Source organism: Pseudomonas nitroreducens TX1 (assembly GCF_000313755.1).
Classification (GTDB): Bacteria; Pseudomonadota; Gammaproteobacteria; order Pseudomonadales; family Pseudomonadaceae; genus Pseudomonas; species Pseudomonas nitroreducens_A.
In genome coordinates this window covers 83,606-106,199 of sequence record NZ_AMZB01000124.1, presented here as the reverse complement: position 1 = coordinate 106,199, position 22,594 = coordinate 83,606, and the positions used below count along the sequence as shown (strand labels likewise).

15 protein-coding genes are annotated in these 22,594 nt (G+C 65.9%); 9 read left to right on the top strand and 6 right to left on the bottom strand.

Annotated features, from left to right (window positions below; genetic code table 11):
* Positions 1-65 precede the first annotated feature (65 nt).
* Positions 66-608 carry a hypothetical protein gene (locus C167_RS0122015; RefSeq protein ID WP_017520470.1) on the bottom strand — a complete coding sequence of 181 codons (543 nt, stop codon included), beginning with the start codon at positions 606-608 and terminating at the stop codon, positions 66-68.
* Between the two features lie 293 nt (positions 609-901).
* Positions 902-2,719 carry an acyl-CoA dehydrogenase gene (locus tag C167_RS0122010; RefSeq protein WP_017520469.1) on the bottom strand — a complete coding sequence of 606 codons (1,818 nt, stop codon included), beginning with the start codon at positions 2,717-2,719 and terminating at the stop codon, positions 902-904.
* A gap of 178 nt (positions 2,720-2,897) precedes the next feature.
* Between C167_RS0122010 and C167_RS0122005 the strand changes: the two genes are divergently transcribed.
* Positions 2,898-3,734, top strand: a complete 837-nt coding sequence (locus C167_RS0122005; protein WP_017520468.1) for a 23S rRNA (adenine(2030)-N(6))-methyltransferase RlmJ — start codon at positions 2,898-2,900, stop codon at positions 3,732-3,734.
* Positions 3,735-4,055: 321 nt separating this feature from the next.
* Here C167_RS0122005 and msrA read toward each other — a convergent pair whose 3' ends face one another.
* From msrA to aceE, 4 genes are all read right to left on the bottom strand, one after another.
* Positions 4,056-4,703, bottom strand: a complete 648-nt coding sequence (gene msrA, locus C167_RS0122000; protein ID WP_017520467.1) for a peptide-methionine (S)-S-oxide reductase MsrA — start codon at positions 4,701-4,703, stop codon at positions 4,056-4,058.
* Between the two features lie 132 nt (positions 4,704-4,835).
* The gene (locus C167_RS0121995; protein ID WP_026079206.1) at positions 4,836-7,535 is read right to left on the bottom strand and encodes a putative bifunctional diguanylate cyclase/phosphodiesterase; all 2,700 of its coding nucleotides are present in this window, start codon (positions 7,533-7,535) and stop codon (positions 4,836-4,838) included.
* 265 nt (positions 7,536-7,800) lie between these two features.
* Positions 7,801-9,441 (bottom strand): dihydrolipoyllysine-residue acetyltransferase, encoded by a 1,641-nt coding sequence (gene aceF / locus C167_RS0121990; RefSeq protein WP_017520465.1) that lies wholly within the window; start codon positions 9,439-9,441, stop codon positions 7,801-7,803.
* Positions 9,442-9,452: 11 nt separating this feature from the next.
* Positions 9,453-12,101: a pyruvate dehydrogenase (acetyl-transferring), homodimeric type gene (aceE, locus tag C167_RS0121985; RefSeq protein WP_017520464.1), complete on the bottom strand. Its 2,649-nt coding sequence runs from the start codon at positions 12,099-12,101 to the stop codon at positions 9,453-9,455.
* Positions 12,102-12,345: 244 nt separating this feature from the next.
* Here aceE and glnE point away from each other — a divergent pair, with 244 nt between their 5' ends.
* The 8 genes from glnE (at position 12,346) to C167_RS0121945 (ending at position 22,591) form a co-directional block, all read left to right on the top strand.
* Positions 12,346-15,291: a bifunctional [glutamate--ammonia ligase]-adenylyl-L-tyrosine phosphorylase/[glutamate--ammonia-ligase] adenylyltransferase gene (gene glnE, locus C167_RS0121980; RefSeq protein ID WP_017520463.1), complete on the top strand. Its 2,946-nt coding sequence runs from the start codon at positions 12,346-12,348 to the stop codon at positions 15,289-15,291.
* A gap of 298 nt (positions 15,292-15,589) precedes the next feature.
* Positions 15,590-16,633, top strand: coding sequence for a lipopolysaccharide heptosyltransferase II (gene waaF, locus C167_RS0121975; protein WP_026079205.1), 1,044 nt, complete (start codon positions 15,590-15,592; stop codon positions 16,631-16,633).
* Positions 16,630-17,700 carry a lipopolysaccharide heptosyltransferase I gene (gene waaC / locus C167_RS0121970; protein ID WP_017520461.1) on the top strand — a complete coding sequence of 357 codons (1,071 nt, stop codon included), beginning with the start codon at positions 16,630-16,632 and terminating at the stop codon, positions 17,698-17,700. The genes waaF and waaC overlap by 4 nt, the downstream gene beginning before the upstream one ends.
* A complete protein-coding gene (locus C167_RS0121965) occupies positions 17,697-18,818 on the top strand; it encodes a glycosyltransferase family 4 protein (protein WP_017520460.1) in 1,122 nt (373 codons plus the stop codon). Before waaC ends, C167_RS0121965 begins: the two co-directional genes overlap by 4 nt.
* Positions 18,815-19,621, top strand: a complete 807-nt coding sequence (gene rfaP, locus C167_RS0121960; protein ID WP_017520459.1) for a lipopolysaccharide core heptose(I) kinase RfaP — start codon at positions 18,815-18,817, stop codon at positions 19,619-19,621. Before C167_RS0121965 ends, rfaP begins: the two co-directional genes overlap by 4 nt.
* Positions 19,621-20,355 carry a lipopolysaccharide kinase InaA family protein gene (locus tag C167_RS0121955; RefSeq protein ID WP_017520458.1) on the top strand — a complete coding sequence of 245 codons (735 nt, stop codon included), beginning with the start codon at positions 19,621-19,623 and terminating at the stop codon, positions 20,353-20,355. Before rfaP ends, C167_RS0121955 begins: the two co-directional genes overlap by 1 nt.
* Complete coding sequence (locus C167_RS0121950; protein ID WP_017520457.1) at positions 20,352-21,107, top strand: lipopolysaccharide kinase InaA family protein; 756 nt, start codon at positions 20,352-20,354, stop codon at positions 21,105-21,107. The genes C167_RS0121955 and C167_RS0121950 overlap by 4 nt, the downstream gene beginning before the upstream one ends.
* Positions 21,104-22,591: a lipopolysaccharide kinase InaA family protein gene (locus C167_RS0121945; RefSeq protein WP_017520456.1), complete on the top strand. Its 1,488-nt coding sequence runs from the start codon at positions 21,104-21,106 to the stop codon at positions 22,589-22,591. The genes C167_RS0121950 and C167_RS0121945 overlap by 4 nt, the downstream gene beginning before the upstream one ends.
* Positions 22,592-22,594 lie beyond the last annotated feature (3 nt).

The window sequence follows — 22,594 nt, the reverse complement described above, 5'->3', positions numbered from 1 at the left end:
ACGCTACGTAATCAAGGATGCAGGCCGCATGCCAATCGATTCTAACCTGCGGATTTACAAGGCTGTCAAAGGTTAGTTGCTGGCCAGGCCGCGGCGCTGTCGGACCAGCCGGCGGTGTGCTCCCAATCAGGTAGCGGGTTGCTTTGGATCAGGGGCTCGGGCGTCCAGGTCAGCCCGTCTTCATGGACTGGGTGAGCGGCATTCAGGCAGTTGTCGCGGTCCCGCTGCAAGGCGGCCAGCGCCTTGCGGACTTCGCTGGCGGTATCGTTGTCGGCTGGGCTGTTTGCTGAGCGAATCTGCGCATGCCATACGTTGCGGGCTGAACTGCCAGCGGCTCCGCAACTTCCCAATGGCTCGTAGTACGAGGAGCCGAACTGGGCGTAGCCGGCGTTCACCAGGGCGTTGAAGTAGCGGCTCTGCGCCTGGATCGATGTGCCGTCAGCGCCGCGCAGCAGTTCCACGCCATTGCCGATTGCCTTGTCGATGGCGTCGAGGAAGTCCCTGGCGTGCTGGTGCGCCTCGGCGCCCGGTTCGCTATAGATCGGCGCGGTATCCAGTGCGTGGTCCATGCGTTGCGGCAGGGCGGCGGTGGTTGGCAGGTCGTCCATCGAGGTTGGCCGGAACAGAAAAACCACGCAACCGAGCGCGATGGAAGTGGCGAGCAGGGGCAAAAGCAATCGGGGGGCCAGGTCTTGGCGAGTCGACAGAGGTGGCATGGCAAAGCTCGTTGAGGACGGACGCGGGCGCCATTCAACGGAATGCGGATGGATTTATCTGTCAGGCAAATCGGATGGTTAGAGTCGGCGCTTCTTCAATGAAGGGCGACGTTGGCGCTGGATGCACTGCGACGGGCATAAAAAAGCCCCGGACGTGACCGGGGCATAAGGAACATACGAGACGCTTAGAACCAGGCGTCCTGCATGGTGGAACAGGTGTCGTCGCGGGCTTCGAGCAGCGTCAGGTCGTGGTGGCAGGAGGGCACTTCCCAGGTCAGGAAGTAGCGCGCGGCCTGCAATTTGCCGTGGTAGAAGTCGCTGTCGGCGGCGTTGCCGCTGCCCTTCTGGATCAGGGCGAGGCCTTCCTCGGCGCGAATCGCCTGCTCCAGCCAGCGCCAGCCGATCACGGCGTGGCCGAAGACTTTCAGGTACAGCGCGGAGTTGGCCAGGCCCTGGGCGACACGGCCCTGCATCAGGTCGCCGAGCAGGCTCAGGGTGGTGGCCGACAGGCGCGCCATCAGTTGCTCGAGCGGTTCGCGCAGTTTGTCCAGCGACGGGTGCGCGCTGGCGCGTTCGCAGCACAGACTGATCAGGCGGGTCAGTTGCTTGAGGCCGGCGCCGTTGTTCTGCGCCAGTTTGCGGCCCAGCAGGTCCAGCGACTGGATACCGTGGGTGCCTTCGTGGATCGGGTTCAGGCGGTTGTCGCGGTAGTACTGCTCCACCGGGTACTCGCGGGTATAACCGTGGCCGCCAAGGATCTGGATCGCCAGTTCGTTGGCCTTCAGGCAGAACTCCGAGGGCCAGGATTTGACGATCGGGGTGAGCAGGTCGAGCAGTTCGTGAGCCTGCTTGCGCTCGTCCTCGGTGGCCAGCGTTTCGCAATCATCCACCAGGCGCGCGGCATATAGGCCGAGATCGAAGGCGCCCTCGACATAGGCCTTCTGGGTCAGCAGCATGCGCTTGACGTCGGTGTGCTGGACGATGGACACCGGTGCGGAGTTCGGGTCCTTGGCGTCCACCGGGCGGCCCTGCGGGCGCTCGCGGGCGTATTCCAGGGAGTACAGGTAGCCGGCGTAGCCGAGCATGATCGCGCCCATTCCGACGCCGATGCGTGCCTCGTTCATCATCTGGAACATGTAGGCCAGGCCGTGGTGCGGCTTGCCCACCAGGTAGCCGACGCAATCGCCCTTGTCACCAAAGTTCAGCGCGGTGGACGTGGTGCCGCGCCAGCCCATCTTGTGGAACAGGCCGGCCAGGGTCACGTCGTTGCGCTCGCCGAGGGAGCCATCGGCGTTGACCAGGAACTTCGGAACGATGAACAGGCTGATGCCCTTCACGCCCGGCGGGGCGTCCGGCAGCTTGGCCAGCACCATGTGGACGATGTTGTCCGACAATGGGTGGTCGCCGCCAGAGATGAAGATCTTGTTGCCGCGGAGACGATAGCTGCCGTCGGCGGCCGGTTCCGCGCGGCTGCGGATGTCGGCCAGGGACGAGCCGGCGTGGGGCTCGGTCAGGGCCATGGTGCCGAACCAGCGGCCCTCGATCATCGGCTGCAGGAACAGGCGCTTCTGTTCTTCGTTGCCGAAGGTTTCGATAAGGTGGCTGGCGCCCATGCTCAGCATCGGGTAGGACGAGGTGGCGATGTTGGCCGACTGGAAGTGCGCGAAGCAGGCGCGCGACAGCAGGTGCGGCAGCTGCATGCCGCCCTGTTCGAAGCTGCGCGAGGCGTTCTGGAAGCCGGCCTCGTTGAAGGCGTCCACCGCCGGCTTCACGTCCGGGATGAGCACCGCGCCGCCATCGACGTACTGCGGTTCGTTCTCGTCGTTCTTGCGGTTGTGCGGGGCGAACAGCTCCTCGGCGATGCCCCGGGCAGTGGCCAGCGCGGCGTCGAAGGTCTCGCGGTTGTGGTCGGCGAAGCGTTCGCGCCGGGTCAGGGCCTCGGCGTCGAGCACTTCGTAGAGTTCGAAAGCGAGGTTGCGGGAGCTGAGCAGGGTCTCGGACATGGATCGACCTCCGTGGGAATCGGCGCAGTCTAGTCTGGTGAATGAAGCGCGCACAGAATCATCCATGAGCGTGATAAAGGGCTAAAACGCCTGGCCTTCCGGCAGGCCCCGGCCACGGCGGACTCGCACCGTACCCGCCGCAGGACCTAAACTGCGCGCCTTGAGGAGTCCGCTATCCATGAACTACCGCCACGCCTACCACGCCGGCAACCATGCCGACGTGCTGAAACATATCGTCCTCGCGCGCATCTTCGCGCTGATGGCGCGCAAGGACACACCCTTCGCCTACCTCGACAGCCATTCCGGCATCGGCCTGTACGACCTGCTGGGCGACGAAGCCAGCCGCACCGGCGAGTGGGAGTCGGGCATTGGCCGCCTGTATGGGCGCCATGACCTGCCGGAGCTGGTGCAGGACTACCTGGGCGTCGTCAGCGCGCTGAATCCCGATGGCGGCCTGGAGTTCTACCCCGGTTCGCCGGAGCTGGGGCGCCGCCTGACGCGCCCGCAGGACCGGGTGATGCTCAACGAACTGCACCCGGAAGATGGTCGCCTGCTCAAGGCCAACATGGCCGGCGAACGCCGCATCGCGGTGCACCAGGGCGACGGCTGGCTGCTGCCCCGTGCCTTCCTGCCCGTTCCCGAGAAGCGCGGCGTGCTGCTGATCGACCCGCCTTTCGAACAGCCCGACGACCTGGAACGCTGCGTGACCGCGCTGGACGAAGCCATCGGCCGCATGCGCCAGACCGTGGTCGCGATCTGGTACCCGATCAAGGACCGCCGCCAGCTCAAGCGCTTCTACCAGCGTCTGGAGAAAAGCTCGGCGCCGAAGCTGCTGCGCGTGGAGCTGTGTGTGCATCCGGCCGATACGGCTGATCGCCTGAACGGTTCCGGGCTGGTGATTGCCAACCCGCCATGGCCGCTGGACGAAGAGCTTTGCGGTCTGCTGCCCTGGTTAGCCGAGACCTTGGCGCAGAGCGAAGGCAGCAGCCAGGTGGACTGGCTGATCGCCGAATGAAAAAGCCCCGGCACCTGCCGGGGCTTTTTCATGATGATGCCGGGAAAGGGCGCGGGGGCATGATCGCGGACGGAGTCCGCTTCTACGCAGCCGGTGAGGGCGGTGCCTTGGATTTTCCCTCTCCCCGCCCTCTCCCTGAAGGGAGGGGGAGTATCCGTGCCGCTCAGGCTCCAGTGTATTCCTGGCATATCAGTATCAGGGATGCGCAGGGCTAGCCTTCATGCCGAACAGGTCCCCTCTCCCTTCAGGGAGAGGGTTAGGGAGAGGGAAGTCGGTGATACGAGGTTTCAGACAAAGACAACTGCTCCTACAAGAGCCCACTTACGCCGGCAGGCAAACACCCGTCCCGCCCAGGCCGCAGTAGCCGTTGGGGTTCTTCGCCAGGTACTGCTGGTGGTAAGCCTCGGCGTAGTAGAACGGCGGCACTTCGCGGATTTCCGTGGTGATCTCGCCGTAGCCCTTGGCGCTCAGTTCCTTCTGGAAGGCCGCGCGGCTGGCGTCGATGGCGGCTTTCTGCGCCTGGTCGAACCAGTAGATCACCGAGCGGTACTGGGTGCCGGTGTCGTTGCCCTGGCGCATGCCCTGGGTCGGGTCATGGGATTCCCAGAACACCTTGAGCAGCGCCTCGATGCTGGTTTCGCGCGGATCGTACGCCACCAGCACCACTTCGCTGTGGCCGGTCAGGCCGGAGCAGACTTCGTCGTAGGTCGGGTTCGGCGTGAAGCCGCCCGCGTAGCCCACCGCGGTGACCCACACGCCCGGCTGTTGCCAGAAGCGCCGCTCGGCGCCCCAGAAGCAGCCCAGGCCGACAACGATCTGCTGCACGCCAGCGGGGAAGGGCGCGGTCAGCGGACGGCCATTGACGTAATGCGCTTCGGGCACCGGCATGGGGCTCTCGCGTCCCGGCAGGGCCTGGGCGGAGCTGGGCAGTTCCAGCTTGTGGGCAAGTATTTGCGAGCGCAGGGTCATGGCATTCGTCTCCTCGGAATGGGGGCGGCAATAGACTCGGGTACTCGCCGAAGATTACAGCGTTTGATTCGCTTTGCGGGATGTTTGAGCGGGGTCGCGGGCATGGCTGCGGGCACGCCGCGCCAGAGCGGCTCAGTGCGGGCGGCAGGGGTAGCGCTGCAGGCTGGAGGAGAGATCGTGGCTGGGGATGGGCTTGTCGAACAGGTAGCCCTGGCCGATGTCGCAGCGGTTGCGCCGCAGGAACGCCAGCTGGGCGGCGGTCTCGACGCCTTCGGCGACCACCTGCAGCTTGAGGTTGTGGGCCATGGCGATCACCGCCGAGGTGATTTCCATGTCGTCCTGGTTGTCCGGGATGTCCTTGATGAAACTGCGATCGATCTTGATCACGTCGATGGGGAACTTCTTCAGGTAGCTCAGCGACGAATAGCCGGTGCCGAAGTCGTCCATGGCCAGGGTCAGGCCGAGGTTCTTCAGGCGCTCCAGCTGCTGGCGGGTGTCGTCGGTGGCGTCCAGCAGCAGGCTTTCGGTGAGTTCAAGCTCCAGCTGCGAGGCCGGGATGCTCTCCTCATGGAGGATCGCGGCGATGGAGCCGACGAGATCGGGGTCGCTGAACTGCTTGGGTGACAGGTTGATTGCCATGTGCAGCTCGCCCAGGCCCTTGGCGGCGAGCTCGCGTACCTGGCGGCAGGCCTGGCGGATCACCCATTTGCCGATGGGAATGATCAGCCCGGTTTCCTCGGCGACGCTGATGAACTGGTCCGGCCGGATCATGCCCTTTTCCGGGTGCTGCCAGCGCAGCAGCGCTTCCAGGCCGAGCAGTGCGCCGCTGCGCAGGCACAGCTTGGGCTGGTAATGCACCGCCAGCTCGTCCTGCACCAGCGCACGGCGCAGGTTGCTCTCGACGAACAGCTTGTAGCTGGCCTCGGCGGTCATCGCCTCGGTGAAGGTCTGCACTTGGTGCTTGCCGTTGGCCTTGGCCTTGTGCAGCGCAAGACCGGCGTGCTTCATCAGGGTCTGCGGGTCCTGGCCGTGCTGTGGCGCGTAGGCGATGCCGACCGAGCCGGTGATGCTGATCAGCTGGTTGTCGACGAACAGCGGTTTGTCGAGCACATCGAGAATCTGCGCGGCGATCTTCTCGCCACGCCCAGCGACGGACTCCTCCAGCAGCACGGCGAATTCGTTGCTGGCGAAGCGCGCCAGGGTGGCGCTGTCGCTCAGGCTGCTGCGCAGGCGGCGGGCGAGGTTGGCCAGCAGCTTGTCGCCGGTCTGGTGGCCGAGGCTGTCGTTGATCCGCTTGAAGTTGTCGATGTCCACCAGCAGCAGGCTCAGCGAGTGTTCGCTGCCTACCTGCAGGCGCTCTTCCAGGGCGTTGATGAAGAAGTGCCGGTTGGCCAGGCCCGTGAGGTTGTCGCGGTAGGCGAGCTTCTCGATGTGCTGCTGGGCTAGCTTGCTCTGGGTGATGTCTTCGTAGATGCCGATGTAGTGGGTCAGCTCGCCCTTGTCGTCGTAGACCTTGGACAGCGACAGCTGGCCCCAGTAGGGCTCGAGGTTCTTGCGCCGGCTGCGGAACTCGCCCTGCCAGCTGTTCTGCGTGACCAGGGTGGAGCGCGCGTCGAACAGCAGCTCGCTGAGATTGGCCAGTGCCGGCAGCTCCGGCAGGCGGCGGCCGCGCACTTCGTCGGCGCCGTACTGGGTGATCGCGGTGAAGCTCGGGTTGACGTACTCCACCAGGCCGTCGCGGTCGATCAGCAGAAAGGCGCTGGCGCTCTGCTCGACGGCGCGCTGGAACAGGTGCAGGGCGCTGGAAACGTTGCGCCGCTCGTGGTTCATCAGGACCTGGGCATACTGGTCGGCCAGCTCGCCGGCAAAGGCGATCTCGTCGCTCTGCCACATGCGCACTTCGCCAACGTGCTCCAGGCAGAGCACGCCGACCACCTCGCCGCCCACGCGGATGGTGGCGTCGAGCATGGCGCTGATGCCCTGCGGGCGCAGGTAGCGCTTGGCCAGTTCCTGGGTGCGCGGGTCCTGCTGGGCGTTGTGGGCGTCGATGGCGCGGCCGCTATGGACCGCGTCGAGGTAGTTGGGAAAGTTGCTGGCGTCGATGTCCTGCGGCTTTTCGTACTGGTCGATGTCGCGGCGGTAGATGGTCACCGCCTCCAGCCGATGATCCGTGTGCAGGCGCCAGATGCCGGCGCGGGCCACGTCGTAGGCCTCGCAGGCGGCCTGGGCGATCAACTGGGCAGCTTCGAGCAGCGGGTCGCTGGACAGGTAGCGGTGCCGCGCCAGGCGCACGATCAGGTTCTGCTGGGTGCGCGAGCGCACCAGGTGCTGCAGGTGTTCGTCCTGGGAGCGCTGGTACATCTCCAGGGACATCTTCAGGCGGATGTTCTGTGCTTCCAGGTCCAGCAGGCGCGGGTCCAGCTCGCTGCTCTGCTCGTCGCCCTCGTCCTGCAGGATGTAGCCGTGGAGGAGTTGGCGACCGTGCTGCTGGAAGCTCTCGCCGACCTCCAGCACGTTCAGCGTGCCGCGCGGCGAGTGGAGCAGGTAGCGCACCCGGTAGCGGCCGTCCTTGAGCAACTGCTGCTGAACCTGTTCGTGCAGGCGATGGCGCGCTTCGGGCTCCATCAGACTGGCGTAGGGGGCGTCGAGGATGCCGCAGAGGTCCTGGGCCGGCACGCCGATCTGGCGTTCGCAGCCGGGGTCGAGGAACAGCAGGGTCCAGCTGGGTTCATTCAGGCGCTCGAAGCGCAACATCCCGAGCCTGGAGGGGACGGGAAGCTGCGTGACAACCTCGGCCGCCTGACGGCTGGCGGCATCGGGATGACTCTTCATTCGCGGTGGATTTCCAGGGTGCTGGACGAGGTACATGGCCTCGCCCGACTTCTATGGGCGTTGGCAAGATTTGCATGAGGCACGGGGCCATGACAAGCCAAGACTGTATCGGCCGTCACAGAGGGAAGTTGAGCCAGGGGCAGGCGCGGGGCATGACCGCCGGTCCTGATAAAAAGAAGCCCCGCCATCCGGCAGGGCTGGAGAGAACGAGCGTGGCGTGCTCGTCGAGAGGAAAGGCCGGCGCGGGGCCGGCCTTCTACAACACTTACAGCAGCAGGGTGCGGATATCGCCCAGCAGGTCCGACAGGCGCTTGGTGTAGCGCGCGGCGGCCGCCCCGTTGATCACGCGGTGATCGTAGGACAGCGACAGCGGCAGCATCAGGCGCGGCTGGAAGGCCTTGCCGTCCCACACCGGCTGCATGGTCGCCTTGCTGACACCCAGGATCGCCACTTCCGGCGCGTTGACGATCGGCGTGAAGCCGGTGCCGCCAATGTGGCCAAGGCTGGAGATGGTGAAGCAGGCGCCCTGCATGGCGTCGGCAGAGAGCTTCTTGGTGCGCGCTTTCTCGGCCAGTTCGGCGGCTTCGGCGGCGAGTTGCAGGAGGCTCTTCTGGTCGACGTTCTTGATCACCGGGACCAGCAGACCGTCCGGGGTGTCCACGGCGAAGCCGATATGCACGTACTTCTTGCGGATCAGCGCCTTGCCGCTGGGGGCGAGGGAGCTGTTGAAGTCCGGCATTTCCTTGAGCAGGTGGGCGCAGGCTTTCAGCAGGATCGGCAGCACGGTCAGCTTGACGCCGGCCTTCTCCGCGACGGCTTTCTGGGCCACGCGGAAGGCTTCCATCTCGGTGATGTCGGCCGAGTCGAACTGGGTGACGTGCGGCACGTTCAGCCAGCTGCGGTGCAGGTTGGCGGCGCCGACCTGCATCAGGCGGGTCATTGCCACTTCTTCCACTTCGCCGAACTTGCTGAAGTCGACTTCCGGAATCGGCGGGATGCCTGCGCCACCGGTAGCGCCCGCAGCCGGGCCGGACTTGGCGCGTTGCAGCTGTTCCTTGACGAACGCCTGCACGTCTTCCTTGAGGATGCGACCTTTCGGGCCGGTGCCTTTCACTTCGGCCAGTTCGACGCCGAACTCGCGGGCGACCATGCGCACGGCGGGGCCTGCGTGAACCTTGGTACCGTCACGGCTGGGCGCACCCACCGGAGCGGCTTCCGGTGCCTTGGCTGGAGCGGCGGCCGGCGCGGGAGCGGCGGCAGGAGCAGCGGCCGGAGCCGGAGCAGCAGCCGGAGCCTCTGCGGCGGCCGGGGCAGCAGCGCCCGCGACCTTGAGCTTGAGGATCAGGTCGCCGGTGCCGACTTCGTCACCGACCTTGATCGATACGCTCTCCACCACGCCGGAAGCCGGCGAGGGGATTTCCATGCTGGCCTTGTCCGACTCCAGGGTGATCAGCGACTGGTCGGCTTCGACCGTGTCGCCGGCTTTCACCATGACTTCGATGACATTCGCCTTGCCGGCGGAGCCGATGTCCGGGACATGGATGTCCTGGACGCTGGCGCCAGCGGCAGGCGCGGCAGCCGGCGCCGGGGCAGCGGCCGGAGCCTCTGCCTTCGGTGCCTCGACGGCCGGCGCCGGTGCTTCGGCCTTGGGCGCCTCGGCGGCAGCCGAACCACCCTCGACTTCCAGCTCGAGGATCTCGTCGCCTTCCTTCAGGGTGTCGCCCACCTTGACCTTCAGGCTCTTCACCACGCCGGCCTTGGGCGAGGGAATTTCCATGCTGGCCTTGTCGGATTCCAGGGTCAGCAGGCTCTGGTCGGCCTCGACGGTGTCGCCGACCTTGACCAGCAGTTCGATGACTTCACCCTGGCCATTGCCGATGTCGGGTACACGAATCAGTTCGCTCATCGTGCCTCTCCTCAGCAGTCCAGCGGGTTGCGTTTTTCGGGGTTGATGCCGAACTTGGCGATGGCTTCCGCCACGACCTTGGGTTCGATATCACCACGATCGGCCAGGGCTTCCAGCGCAGCCAGCACGACCCAGTGGCGGTCGACTTCGAAGAAGTCGCGCAGCTTGCGGCGGCTGTCGCTGCGGCCGAAGCCGTCAGTGCCCAGGACCTTGTATTCCTTGCTCGGAACCCACTGACGGATCTGCTCGGCATAGAGCTTCATGTAGTCGGTGGAGGCGATCACCGGACCCTTGCGGCCGGACAGGCACTCTTCGACATAGCTCTGCTTGGGCTTCTGACCCGGGTGCAGGCGGTTCCAGCGCTCCACGGCGAGGCCGTCGCGGCGCAGTTCGTTGAAGCTCGGTACGGACCAGACGTCCGCGCCGATGCCGAAGTCCTCGCGCAGGATCTTCGCGGCGGCTTCGACTTCGCGCAGGATGGTGCCCGAGCCCAGCAGCTGCACGTGGTGCGCGGCGTCCTTCTTGTCCTCATCGAGCAGGTACATGCCCTTGATGATGCCTTCCTCGGCGCCCTTGGGCATGGCCGGCTGGACGTAGTTCTCGTTCATCACGGTGATGTAATAGAAGATGTCCTGCTGCTCTTCGATCATCTGGCGCGAGCCTTCGCGGATGATTACCGCCAGCTCGTAGGCATAGGTCGGATCGTAGGTGCGGCAGTTCGGGATGGTCGCCGCCAGCAGGTGGCTGTGACCGTCTTCGTGCTGCAGGCCTTCCCCGTTCAGGGTGGTACGGCCGGCGGTGCCGCCGATCAGGAAGCCGTGCGCGCGGCTGTCGCCAGCGGCCCAGGCGAGGTCGCCGATGCGCTGGAAGCCGAACATCGAGTAGAAGATATAAAACGGCAGCATCGGCTGGTTGTGCGTGGAGTACGAGGTACCCGCGGCGATCCAGCTGGACATGGCGCCGGCTTCGTTGATGCCCTCCTCGAGGATCTGACCTTTCTTGTCCTCGCGGTAGAACATCACCTGGTCCTTGTCCACCGGCTCGTACAGCTGGCCGACGGAGGAGTAGATGCCCAGCTGGCGGAACATGCCTTCCATACCGAAGGTACGGGCTTCGTCCGGCACGATCGGGACGATGCGCGGGCCGAGTTCCTTGTCCTTGACCAACTGCGAGATGATCCGCACGAAGGCCATGGTGGTGGAGATTTCACGGTCACCCGAGCCGTCGAGCATGGCCTTGAGGGTATCCAGCGGCGGAACCGGGACCTTGAAGCTCTTCTCGCGGCGAACCGGCATCACGCCGCCCAGCGCGGCACGGCGCGAGGCCAGGTACTTGGCTTCGGCGCTGCCTTCCTCGGGGCGGTAGAACGGCAGGTTTTCCAGGTCGGCATCCTTGATCGGGATGTCGAACTTGTCGCGGAACGACTTCAGGGACTCGACGTCGACCTTCTTGACGTTGTGCGCGATGTTCTTCGCTTCGCCCGAGCCGGTGCCGTAGCCCTTGATGGTCTTGGCCAGGATGACGGTCGGCTGGCCCTTGTGGTTGACCGCCTGGTGGTAGGCCGCATAGACCTTGTAGGGGTCGTGGCCGCCACGGTTGAGCTTCCAGATCTCTTCGTCGGAGAGGTCCTTGACCATCTCCAGCAGCTCGGGACGCGCGCCGAAGAAGTGCTCGCGCACGTAAGCGCCGTCCTTGGCCTTGTAGTTCTGGTACTCGCCGTCGATGACCTCGTCCATGCGCTGCTGCAGCAGGCCGGCGGTGTCCTTGGCGAACAGCGGGTCCCAGAAGCGACCCCAGACCACCTTGTTGACGTTCCACTCGGCGCCACGGAACACGCCCTCGAGTTCCTGGATGATCTTGCCGTTGCCGCGAACCGGGCCGTCGAGGCGCTGCAGGTTGCAGTTGATGACGAAGATCAGGTTGTCCAGCTTCTCGCGGCCGGCCAGGGAGATCGCGCCCAGGGATTCGGGCTCGTCGCACTCGCCGTCGCCCATGAAGCACCAGACCTTCTGCTTGCCGGCGGGAATGAAACCGCGGCTTTCCAGGTACTTCATGAAGCGCGCCTGGTAGATCGCCTGGATCGGACCCAGACCCATGGAGACGGTCGGGAACTGCCAGAAGTCCGGCATCAGCCAGGGGTGCGGGTAGGAAGACAGGCCGTTGCCGTCCACTTCCTGGCGGAAGTTGTTCAGCTGGTCTTCGCTGATGCGGCCTTCGAGGAAGGCGCGGGCGTAGACGCCGGGGGAGGCGTGGCCCTGGAAGAACACCAGGTCGCCGCCGTGTTCTTCGGTCGGGGCCTGGAAGAAGTAGTTGAAGCCAACGTCATACAGGGTCGCCGAGGAGGCGAAGGAGGAGATGTGGCCACCCAGATCCGGGTCGTTCTTGTTGGCCTTCATCACCATCGCCAGGGCGTTCCAGCGCACCAGTGAGCGGATGCGGCGTTCCATGAACAGGTCGCCGGGCATGCGCGCTTCGTGGGTCACCGGGATGCTGTTGCGGTAAGGCGTGGTGATGGCGTAGGGCAGTTGGGTGCCGGACCGGCTGGCCAGCTCGCCCATGCGGGTCATCAGGTAATGGGCGCGGTCTTCACCTTCACGGTCCAGGACCGATTCCAAGGCGTCCAGCCATTCCTGGGTTTCGACGGGATCGAGGTCTTGCATGGCTTGCTCCAGGGCGGAAAGGCTTCCAGAATCGGAAGCCAGTAGATCGTTGCCGATAGCTGCGCCAACCTCGTGGGCGACGCGGCGAATTCTTGGAAGTGCTCCGGGGGTACGCCCGGCGGGTTGTAGTTTTACTACAAATCGCCAGCGGATACACCCCTCCGCCAGAAAAAGTTAGTAGTAAAACTACAGGGGCGCGAAAAGACAGGAATGCCGGCGCCTCGCCGACCTCTCAGGATAGACCATGAGCCTGCCGTCCCTGGCCGCATTGCCGGCCACGCTCAAGCCGCTTGCCGAGCGCGCTGAGCAGAATTTCCGCACCGCTATCGCCGCCCTTTCCGCCGAGCAGATCGCCAGTTTCGACAGTTGGCCCGACGAGCGGCACACCGATTTCGCCCGAGTCACGGCCGGCAGCGACTTCGTCGCCGAGCAGGTGCAGCGCGATCCTGCCTTTCTATTGGCGCTGGCCGCGACCGGTGAACTGGAGCGGAGTCTGCAGCCGGGCGAGATGGGCGCGCAGCTCGAAGCGCTGCTCGCCGACTGCACCGACGAGGACGAGCTGGGCCGCCGCCTGCGCCGCTTCCGCCGGCGCCAGCAGGTGCGCATCATCTGGCGCGACCTGACCCGCCGCAGCGACCTCGCGGGTACCTGCCGCGACCTGTCGGACCTTGCCGACGCCTGCATCGACCAATCCCTGGCCTGGCTCTACCAGCGCCACTGCCAGCAGTTCGGCGTGCCCATCGGCAACCGTTCGGGCCTGCCGCAGAAGATGGTGGTGCTGGGCATGGGCAAGCTGGGGGCGGGCGAGCTGAACCTGTCCTCCGACATCGACCTGATCTTCGGCTACCCCGAGGGCGGCGAGACCCAGGGCGCCAAGCGCGCGCTGGATAACCAGGAGTTCTTCACCCGCCTGGGGCAGAAGCTGATCAAGTCGCTGGACGCCATCACCGTCGAGGGCTTCGCCTTCCGCGTCGACATGCGCCTGCGCCCGTATGGTTCCAGCGGCCCGCTGGTGCACAGCTTTGCCGCGCTGGAGCAGTACTACCAGGACCAGGGGCGCGATTGGGAACGCTACGCGATGATCAAGGCCCGCGTGGTCGGCGGCGACCAGGAGGCCGGCCAGCGCCTGCTGGAGCTGCTGCGTCCGTTCGTTTACCGCCGCTACCTGGACTTCTCTGCCATCGAAGCGCTGCGCACCATGAAGCAGTTGATCCAGCAGGAAGTCCGGCGCAAGGGCATGAGCGAGAACATCAAGCTGGGCGCCGGCGGCATCCGCGAGGTGGAGTTCATCGCCCAGGCCTTCCAGCTGATCCATGGCGGCCGTGACCTCAGCCTGCAGCAGCGGCCGCTGCTGCGCGTGCTGGCGATCCTGGAAGGGCAGGGCTACCTGCCGCCGCAGGTGGTTGCCGAGCTGCGCGAAGGCTACGAGTTCCTGCGCTACGCCGAGCACGCGCTGCAGGCCATCGCCGACCGGCAGACGCAGATGCTGCCGGAGGATGAATTCGAGCGTATCCGCGTGGCCTTCATCATGGGCTTCGCCAACTGGTCGGCCTTCCACCAGGCGACCAACCAGTGGCGCGATCGTATCGACTGGCATTTCCGCCAGGTCATCGCCGACCCAGACGAGGACGAAGATGGCCAGGTGGATACCGCCATCGGTGGCGAGTGGATCCCGCTGTGGGAGGAGGCGGTCGATGAAGAGTCCGCCTGCCGGCAGTTCGCCGACGCCGGGTTCGCCGAGCCGGCGCAGGCCTGGAAGCGCCTGACCGACCTGCGCCATGGCACGCAGGTGCGGGCCATGCAGCGCCTGGGACGCGAGCGGCTGGACGCCTTCATGCCGCGCCTGCTGAACATGATCGCCGAGCGCGGTCCGGCGGACGTGCTGCTCGAGCGCACCCTGCCGTTGATCGAGGCGGTGGCGCGGCGTTCGGCCTATCTCGTGCTGCTCACCGAAAACCCCGGCGCCCTGGAGCGCCTGCTGACGCTCTGCGCGGCCAGCCCGATGGTCGCCGAACAGATCGCCCGCTTCCCGATTCTGCTCGACGAGCTGTTGAATGAAGGGCGGCTGTTCCGTCCGCCGCAGGCTGCCGAGCTGGGCGCCGAGCTGCGCGAGCGGCTGATGCGCATCCCCGAGGACGACCTCGAGCAGCAGATGGAAACCCTGCGCCACTTCAAGCTGGCCCACGCCCTGCGCGTGGTGGCGTCGGAGATCGCCGGCACCCTGCCGCTGATGAAGGTCAGCGACTACCTGACCTGGCTGGCCGAAGCCATCCTCGAGCAGGTGCTGAGCCTGACCTGGGACCAGCTGGTGCAGCGCCACGGTCGGCCGACCCGGGGCGACGGCACGCCCTGCGATCCGGACTTCATCATCATCGGCTATGGCAAGTCCGGCGGCCTGGAGCTGGGCCATGGCTCCGACCTTGACCTGGTGTTCATCCACGACGGCGACCCGCAGTGCGAAACCGATGGTGCCAAGCCCATCGACGGCGCGCAGTTCTACACGCGCCTGGGGCAGAAGATCATCCACTTCCTTACCGCGCAGACGCCCTCGGGCATGCTCTACGAGGTGGACATGCGCCTGCGTCCGAGCGGCGCTTCCGGCCTGCTGGTCAGTTCGCTGCGCGCCTTCGAGGCCTACCAGTTGGGGGAGGCCTGGACCTGGGAGCACCAGGCTCTGGTGCGCGCCCGCGTGCTCGCCGGCTGCAAGCGGGTCGCAGGGGCGTTCGAAGCGATCCGCGCGAAAGTCCTCGGCCAGCAGCGCGACCTGGCCGAGTTGCGCAAGGAAGTCAGCGAGATGCGCGCGAAGATGCGCGACAACCTCGGCACGCCGACCACGGCTGCCGGCACTGCGCCGAATGCCTTCGAGGCCGCGGCCCCGTTCGATCTCAAGCAGGATGCCGGTGGTATCGTCGATATCGAATTTATGGTGCAATACGCGGCCCTGGCCTGGTCGTGGAAACACCCGGAGTTGGTGGAGTTCACCGACAATATCCGCATTCTGGAAGCGCTGGAGCGGGTCGGGTTGATGTCCGGCGAGGATGTCCTGAATCTGCAGGACGCCTACAAGGCCTACCGGGCGGCGGCGCACCGATTGTCCCTGCAGAAGCAGCCGGGCGTGGTGAGCGGCGACCACTTCCACGCAGAAAGGCGCATGGTGATGCAGATGTGGAAGGCCTTAGAGCTGACCTGATGCGCTGCGATTTCCTCCCAGGGCTTTTGAACGATGGAGCCGCATCCGGCGGATGATGATCGCCGGAGCGGGTCGCGCTGTCGGTTGTTTGCGGGGCTGAAGAGATGTCAGGAAAGGGGCGCGTGATGCCATTGCGCCAGGTCACAGGGAGTGACGAAATCCGCCCGGCCGCAAGGCTCGCTGGGCTAGACTGCCGGCATTCGATGCTCGGCACCCACTCGTGACGGCACCTGCCGCACGGCTGGATGAATGGAACACGGGGAGGCGAGAGCCTCCCCGGTCGTTTTTCGGAAAAGGCATGAGAATTCTGATCGTAGGCCCCTCCTGGGTGGGTGACATGGTGATGGCGCAGACACTCTTCCAGTGTCTGAAGCAGCAGCATCCGGATTGCGTGATTGACGTGTTGGCGCCCGACTGGAGCCGGCCTATCCTCGAACGCATGCCCGAGGTGCGTCAGGCCCTGAGCTTCCCGCTCGGCCACGGCGTGCTGGACATCGCCTCGCGCCGGCGCATCGGCAAGTCCCTCAAGGGCCAGTACGACCAGGCGATCCTCTTGCCCAATTCGCTCAAGTCGGCGCTGGTGCCGTATTTCGCCGGTATCCCCAGGCGCACCGGCTGGAAAGGCGAGATGCGCTACGGTCTGCTCAACGACATCCGCACGCTGGATAAAGAACGCTACCCGCTGATGATCGAGCGCTTCATGGCCCTGGCCTATGAGCCGGGCGTCGAGCTGCCGCAGCCTTATCCACAGCCGCGCCTGTCCATCGACCCGCAGAGCCGCGAGGCCGCGCTGGCCAAGTTCGGCCTGAGCCTGGACCGCCCGGTGCTGGCGCTGTGCCCCGGCGCCGAGTTCGGTGAGGCCAAGCGTTGGCCGGCCGAGTATTACGCCAAGGTCGCCGAAGTGAAGATCCGCGCCGGCTGGCAAGTGTGGATCTTCGGCTCGAAGAACGACCATCCCGGCGGCGAAGACATCCGCATGCGCCTGATTCCCGGCCTGCGCGAGGAGTCGGTCAATCTCGCTGGCGAGACCGCCCTGTCCGAAGCCATCGACCTGATGTCCTGCGCCAGTGCCGTGGTCACCAACGATTCCGGCCTGATGCACGTGGCCGCTGCGCTGAACCGCCCGCTGGTGGCGGTCTACGGCTCCACCTCGCCGCAGTTCACCCCGCCGCTGGCTGATGCCGTGGAGATTGTCCGCCTGGGTCTGGAATGCAGCCCCTGTTTCGACCGCGTGTGCCGCTTCGGCCACTACAACTGCCTGCGCGAGCTGAAGCCGCGCCCGGTGCTTGAAGCGCTGGACCGTCTGGTCGCCGACCCGGTGGACGTGGAAAGCGCGGAATGAGGGTGTTGTTGATCAAGACGTCGTCCCTGGGCGACGTCATCCATACCCTGCCGGCGCTCACCGACGCCGCCCGCGCCATTCCCGGTATCCAGTTCGACTGGGTGGTCGAGGAGGGCTTCGCCGAAATTCCCGCCTGGCACCCGGCGGTGGCCCAGGTCATCCCGGTGGCGATCCGCCGCTGGCGCAAGAACCTCTGGCAGACGATCAAGAGCGGCGAATGGAGCCGCTTCAAGCGGCGCCTGAAGGAAGTCGACTACGACCTGGTGATCGACGCCCAGGGCCTGCTCAAGAGCGCCTGGCTGACCCGCTACGTGCGCCGCCGCACCCCGGTCGCCGGGCTGGATCGCGAGTCCGCCCGTGAGCCGGCCGCCAGCCGCTTCTACCGTCGTACCTATCCGGTCGCCTGGGGCCAGCACGCCGTCGAGCGCGTGCGCCAACTGTTCGCCCAGGCGCTGGACTACCCGTTGCCCACCGCCACCGGTGACTACGGCCTGGACCGCAGTCGCCTGCTGGATTCGGTGGAGACCGAGCCTTACCTGGTCTTCCTCCACGGCACCACCTGGGTGACCAAGCACTGGCCCGAGGTCTACTGGCGCGAGCTGGCGCAACGCATGGGTGAACGCGGCTGGCAGGTTCGCCTCCCCTGGGGTAACGAGGCCGAGCGGCAGCGAGCCGAACGGCTGGCCGATGGCTTGGAAAACGCCTCGGTGCTCCCCAGATTAAGCCTCGCGGGCATGGCCAAGGTCCTGGCCGGCGCTTCCGCCTGCGTGGCGGTCGACACCGGGCTTGGCCACCTGGCCGCCGCCCTGGACGTGCCGACGCTGTCGCTGTTCGGCCCGACCAATCCCGGTCTGACCGGCGCCTACGGGCATTCGCAGGTGCACCTGGCCAGCGACTGGCCCTGCGCGCCTTGCCTGCAGAAGACCTGTACCTACCAGCCGACGGCCGAAGACAAGCGCCAGTTCGACCTGCGGCATGAACAGCCCCTGTGCTTCACGCGTCTCAACCCGCAGCGCGTGGCGATACAACTGGAGGCACTGCTGCTGGCCCCGGAGACACTTCGATGACACTGGCTTTCGTCCTCTACAAATACTTCCCGTTCGGCGGGCTGCAGCGCGATTTCATGCGCATTGCCCTGGAATGCCAGCAGCGCGGCCACTCCATCCGCGTCTACACGCCGATCTGGGAGGGCGAGGTGCCGCCCGGCTTCGACGTGCGCGTGGCGCCGGTGAAGTCGCTGTTCAACCATCGCCGCAACGAGAAATTCAGCGCGTGGCTGGCAGCGGACCTCGCGCGCTCGCCGGTGGACCGTGTGATCGGCTTCAACAAGATGCCCGGCCTGGACGTCTACTACGCCGCCGACGGTTGCTTCGAGGACAAGGCGCAGACCTTGCGCAATTCCTTCTACCGTCGCTGGGGCCGCTACAAGCACTTCGCCGATTACGAGCGTGCGGTGTTTGCGCCGGAGTCCAAGACCGAGATCCTGATGATCTCCGAAGTCCAGCAACCGCTGTTCATCAAGCATTACCGCACCCCCGAGGCACGCTTCCATCTGCTGCCGCCGGGTATCGCCCAGGACCGCCGCGCGCCGGCCAACGCCGGGCAGATCCGCGCCGATTTCCGCCGCGAGTTCAAGCTGGGTGACGACGATCTGCTGCTGGTGCAGATCGGCTCCGGTTTCAAGACCAAGGGCCTGGACCGCAGCCTCAAGGCGCTGGCCGCGCTGCCGCGCTCGCTGCGCAAGCGCACCCGGCTGATCGCCATCGGCCAGGACGATCCCAAGCCGTTCCTGCTACAGGTGAAGGCGCTGGGGCTGTCGGACAACGTGCAGATCCTCAAGGGGCGCAGCGATATCCCGCGTTTCCTGCTGGGCGCCGACCTGCTGATCCATCCGGCCTACAACGAAAACACCGGTACCGTGCTGCTGGAAGCGCTGGTCGCGGGTCTGCCGGTGCTGGTCACCGACGTCTGCGGCTACGCCCACTACATCGACGAGGCGAAAGCCGGGCGCGTGGTGCCGTCGCCCTTCGAGCAGGAGCACCTGAACGCCATGCTCAAGGACATGCTGGAGGATGACGCGGCGCGTGGGCAGTGGGGGCGCAATGGCCTGGCCTTTGCCGAGACCGCCGATCTCTACAGCATGCCGCAGCACGCTGCCGACCTGATCCTGCGGGAGCGCGCATGAAGCTCGAACTGCACGAGCCCTTCAAGACCCTCTGGGCCGGCAAGAACCCGTTCGCCGAAGTCGAACGCCTGCAGGGCAAGGTCTACCGCGAGCTGGAAGGTCGCCGCACGCTGCGCACCGAAGTCGAGGGTCGCGGCTATTTCGTGAAGATCCACCGCGGCATCGGCTGGGGCGAGATCGTCAAGAACCTCTTCAGCGCCAAGTTCCCCGTTCTCGGGGCTGGCCAGGAGCAGCGCGCCCTCGAGCGCCTGCACCAGGCCGGCGTGGCGACCATGACCTCGGTGGCCTACGGCGAGCGCGGCGGCAATCCGGCCGCGCAGCACTCCTTCATCATCACCGAGGAGTTGGCGCCGACCACTGACCTGGAAGTCCTCTCGCTGGACTGGCTGCAGGCGCCGCCCGAGCCACGCCTGAAGCGCGCGCTGATCGCCGAAGTGGCGAAGATGGTCGGCACCATGCACCGCGCCGGGGTCAATCACCGCGACTGCTACATCTGCCACTTCCTGCTGCACACCGATCGCCCGATCAGCGCGGATGACCTGCGCCTGTCGGTGATCGACCTGCACCGCGCCCAGACCCGAGCCGCCACCCCGCGCCGCTGGCGCGACAAGGACCTGGCGGCGTTGTATTTCTCCGCGCTGGACATCGGCCTCACGCGCCGTGACAAATTGCGCTTCCTGCGCGGCTACTTCCAGCGCCCGCTGCGTGACATCCTCCGCGAGGAAGCTGCGCTGCTGGCGTGGATGGAACGCAAGGCGGCGAAGCTCTATGACCGCAAACAACGTTACGGAGACCTGCTCTGATGGCCGGCTGGGTACTCGAAGCCGACTACCAGCATCTCGCCGCCGATTTCGGCAGCCTGGATGCCGTGTTCGCCGTCGAAGGCGAGCGCATCACCAAGGATGCAATGTCCGATGTCGTGCGCATCGAACGCGACGGCGTGCGTTATTACGTCAAGCGCTACCGCAAGCCGGGCAAGGGTTTCCGCCGCTATCTGCCGCGCCCGCGGGTGAAGGCCGAATGGCAGAATCTCAAGCAGTTCGGCAAGTGGGGCATTCCCACCGCACAGGTGGTGGCCTACGGACTGGAGCGCATCAACGGCGGCTTCTCCCGCGGCGCGATCATCACCCGCGAGCTGGTCGGCACCGAGGACCTGCATGCCCTGGCCAAGCAGAACGATCCGCGCCTGAAGGATCGCGCCTGGGTCGAGCACGTCATGCGTCAGCTGGCCAGCTACACCCGGACCATGCATGACCACCACTTCACCCACAACGACCTGAAGTGGCGCAACATTCTGGTGGACGGGGAGGGCACGGTGTACTTCATCGACTGCCCGATCGGCGATTTCTGGATCAGCTTCATGCTGCGCTATCGCATCACCAAGGACCTGGCCACCCTCGACAAGGTCGCCAAGTACCACCTCTCCTACACGCAGCGCCTGCAGTTCTACCTGCTGTACCGGCGCCGCGAGCGACTGAACGCGTCGGACAAGAAGCGTGTCCGACAGATCGTCCATTTCTTCGAGGGACGCGAGTGAAGGATTTCATTGCCGAGGGCGATCAGGCCCTGCTGGAAAGCAACGCCCTGGCCGATTTCGACGCCCTCTGGGCCCTGCAACTGGACGCCGTGGACGAGCCCAATACCGAGCGCGGTGGCTGGAGCAGCGTCTATCGCCTGGAGCTGGACGGCACTGCCTATTACCTCAAGCGCCAGAGCAACCACCTGACCCGCAGCATCCGCAAACCCATGGGCGAGCCGACCTTCAGTCGCGAGTTCCGCAATATCCAGCGCTACCACCAACTGGGTATTCCCTCGATGCAGGCGGCCTTCTTCGGCGCCCGGCAGGTCGGCGGCGAGCGCCGGGCGATCCTGATGACCCGCGCCCTGGACGGCTGGCGTGACCTGGACAGCCTGCTGCAGGGCTGGTCGAACCTACCGGCCGAGCGTCGCCAGGCTATCCTGCGCGCCTGCGGCATGCTCGCGCGCCGCTTGCACGAAGCCGGGCAGATGCATGGCTGCTTCTACCCCAAGCACATCTTCCTGCGCGAAACCGATGACGCCTACGAGGCGACCCTGATCGACCTGGAGAAGACCCGCCCACTGTGGTTTGGCCAGCGCGACCGCGTGCGCGACCTTGAGCCGCTGCTGCGCCGCGCGCCGGACTGGAACGAGACCGACGTACGCAACCTGCTGGCGGCCTACCTGGGGACCTCGTCCACCGGCCCTGAAGTGGACGACTGGTACCGCCGCCTGGGCGCGCGCCGCAAGAAGAAGGAAAACCGCGCATGAGGCTGTCTGCCCTGCGCGATGCCGGCCGCGTTCCGGCGCTGCCGCTGCGCATCGAACTGGAAGATGGCGCGGGTCCTGCCGAACTGCGCCTGGACAGCCTGCTGCGCGTATTGCCCGGCCAGCGCTACGTCGGTGCGGCCAATTGGCGCGGCCGACCGGTGCTGGCCAAGTTGCTGGTCGGCGGCAAGGCCGCACGGCACTTCCAGCGTGAGCGCGAAGGCGTGCGCCTGCTCGCCGAACAGGGCCTGCCCACGCCGCAGTTGCTGGCCGACGGGCTGAAGGACGGCGAAGGCGGCTGGCTGCTCTTCGAGTTTCTCGACAATGCCGAGAGTCTCTGGGACGCCTGGCGCACCGTGGAGGGCGAGCCGCTGCTGTCCGAAGGGCAGACCGCCGTCCTCGCCGAGGCGCTGACTGCCATTGCGCTGATGCACGCCAAGGGCCTATGGCAGGAAGATCTGCACCTGGACAACCTGTTGCGCCACGCCGGCAGGCTGTACCTGATCGATGGCGCCGGCATCCGCGCGGAAACCCCCGGCCAGCCACTGTCGCGCAAGCATGTTCTGGAAAACCTCGGGGTGTTCTTTGCCCAGCTGCCGGCAAGCCTCGAGCCGTACCTGGAAGAGTTGCTGATCCACTACCTGCTGGCCAATGGTGAGCACGCCCTGCCGCTGGAAGCCCTGCAGAAGGAAATCGCCAGGGTTCGACGCTGGCGCGTCGGCGACCTGATGAAGAAGATCGCCCGCGACTGCAGCCTGTTCAGCGTGTTAAAGGGGCCGTTCGGCCTGCGAGCGGTGCGCCGCGAGGAAGAGCAAGGGCTGCAGCCGCTGCTGGCCGACCCTGACGCTTTCATTGCGAAGGGGCACCTCTACAAGACGGGCGGCGCTGCCACTGTCGCCCGCGTGGAGCTCAATGGTCGGCCTCTGGTGATCAAGCGCTACAACATCAAGAACCTGCTGCATTGGTTCAAGCGCTTCTGGCGCCCGAGCCGCGCCTGGGCCTCCTGGCGCGAGGGCAACCGCCTGGACTTCCTCGGCATCGCCACGCCCAAGCCGCTGGCGGTGATCGAGCGGCGCTGGCTGTGGCTGCGCGGCCCGGCCTTCCTGATTACCGATTACCTGGCGGGTCAGGATATAATCGCTCGTTTCAAACCCTACCTGAACTATCCGGAGGGGGGCGGCCTGCCGCCGGAAACAGAGCTTGCGGCCCTGGACAGACTGTTCGCGGCGCTGGTGCATGAGCGCATCAGCCATGGCGACTTGAAGGGGCACAACCTGTTCTGGCAGGAGCAGGGCGAAGGCGGACAGTGGTCGTTGATCGACCTCGATGCCATGCAGCACCACTCGCGAGAAGCGAGCTTCGCCCGCGCCTATGCCCGCGACCGTGCGCGCTTCCTGCGCAACTGGCCAGAGGGCAGCGCACTGCACCGGCTGCTCGACGAACGTTTACCGCGGGTGCCTGGCACCCGCCCAGATGAAAGAGGCTAGACC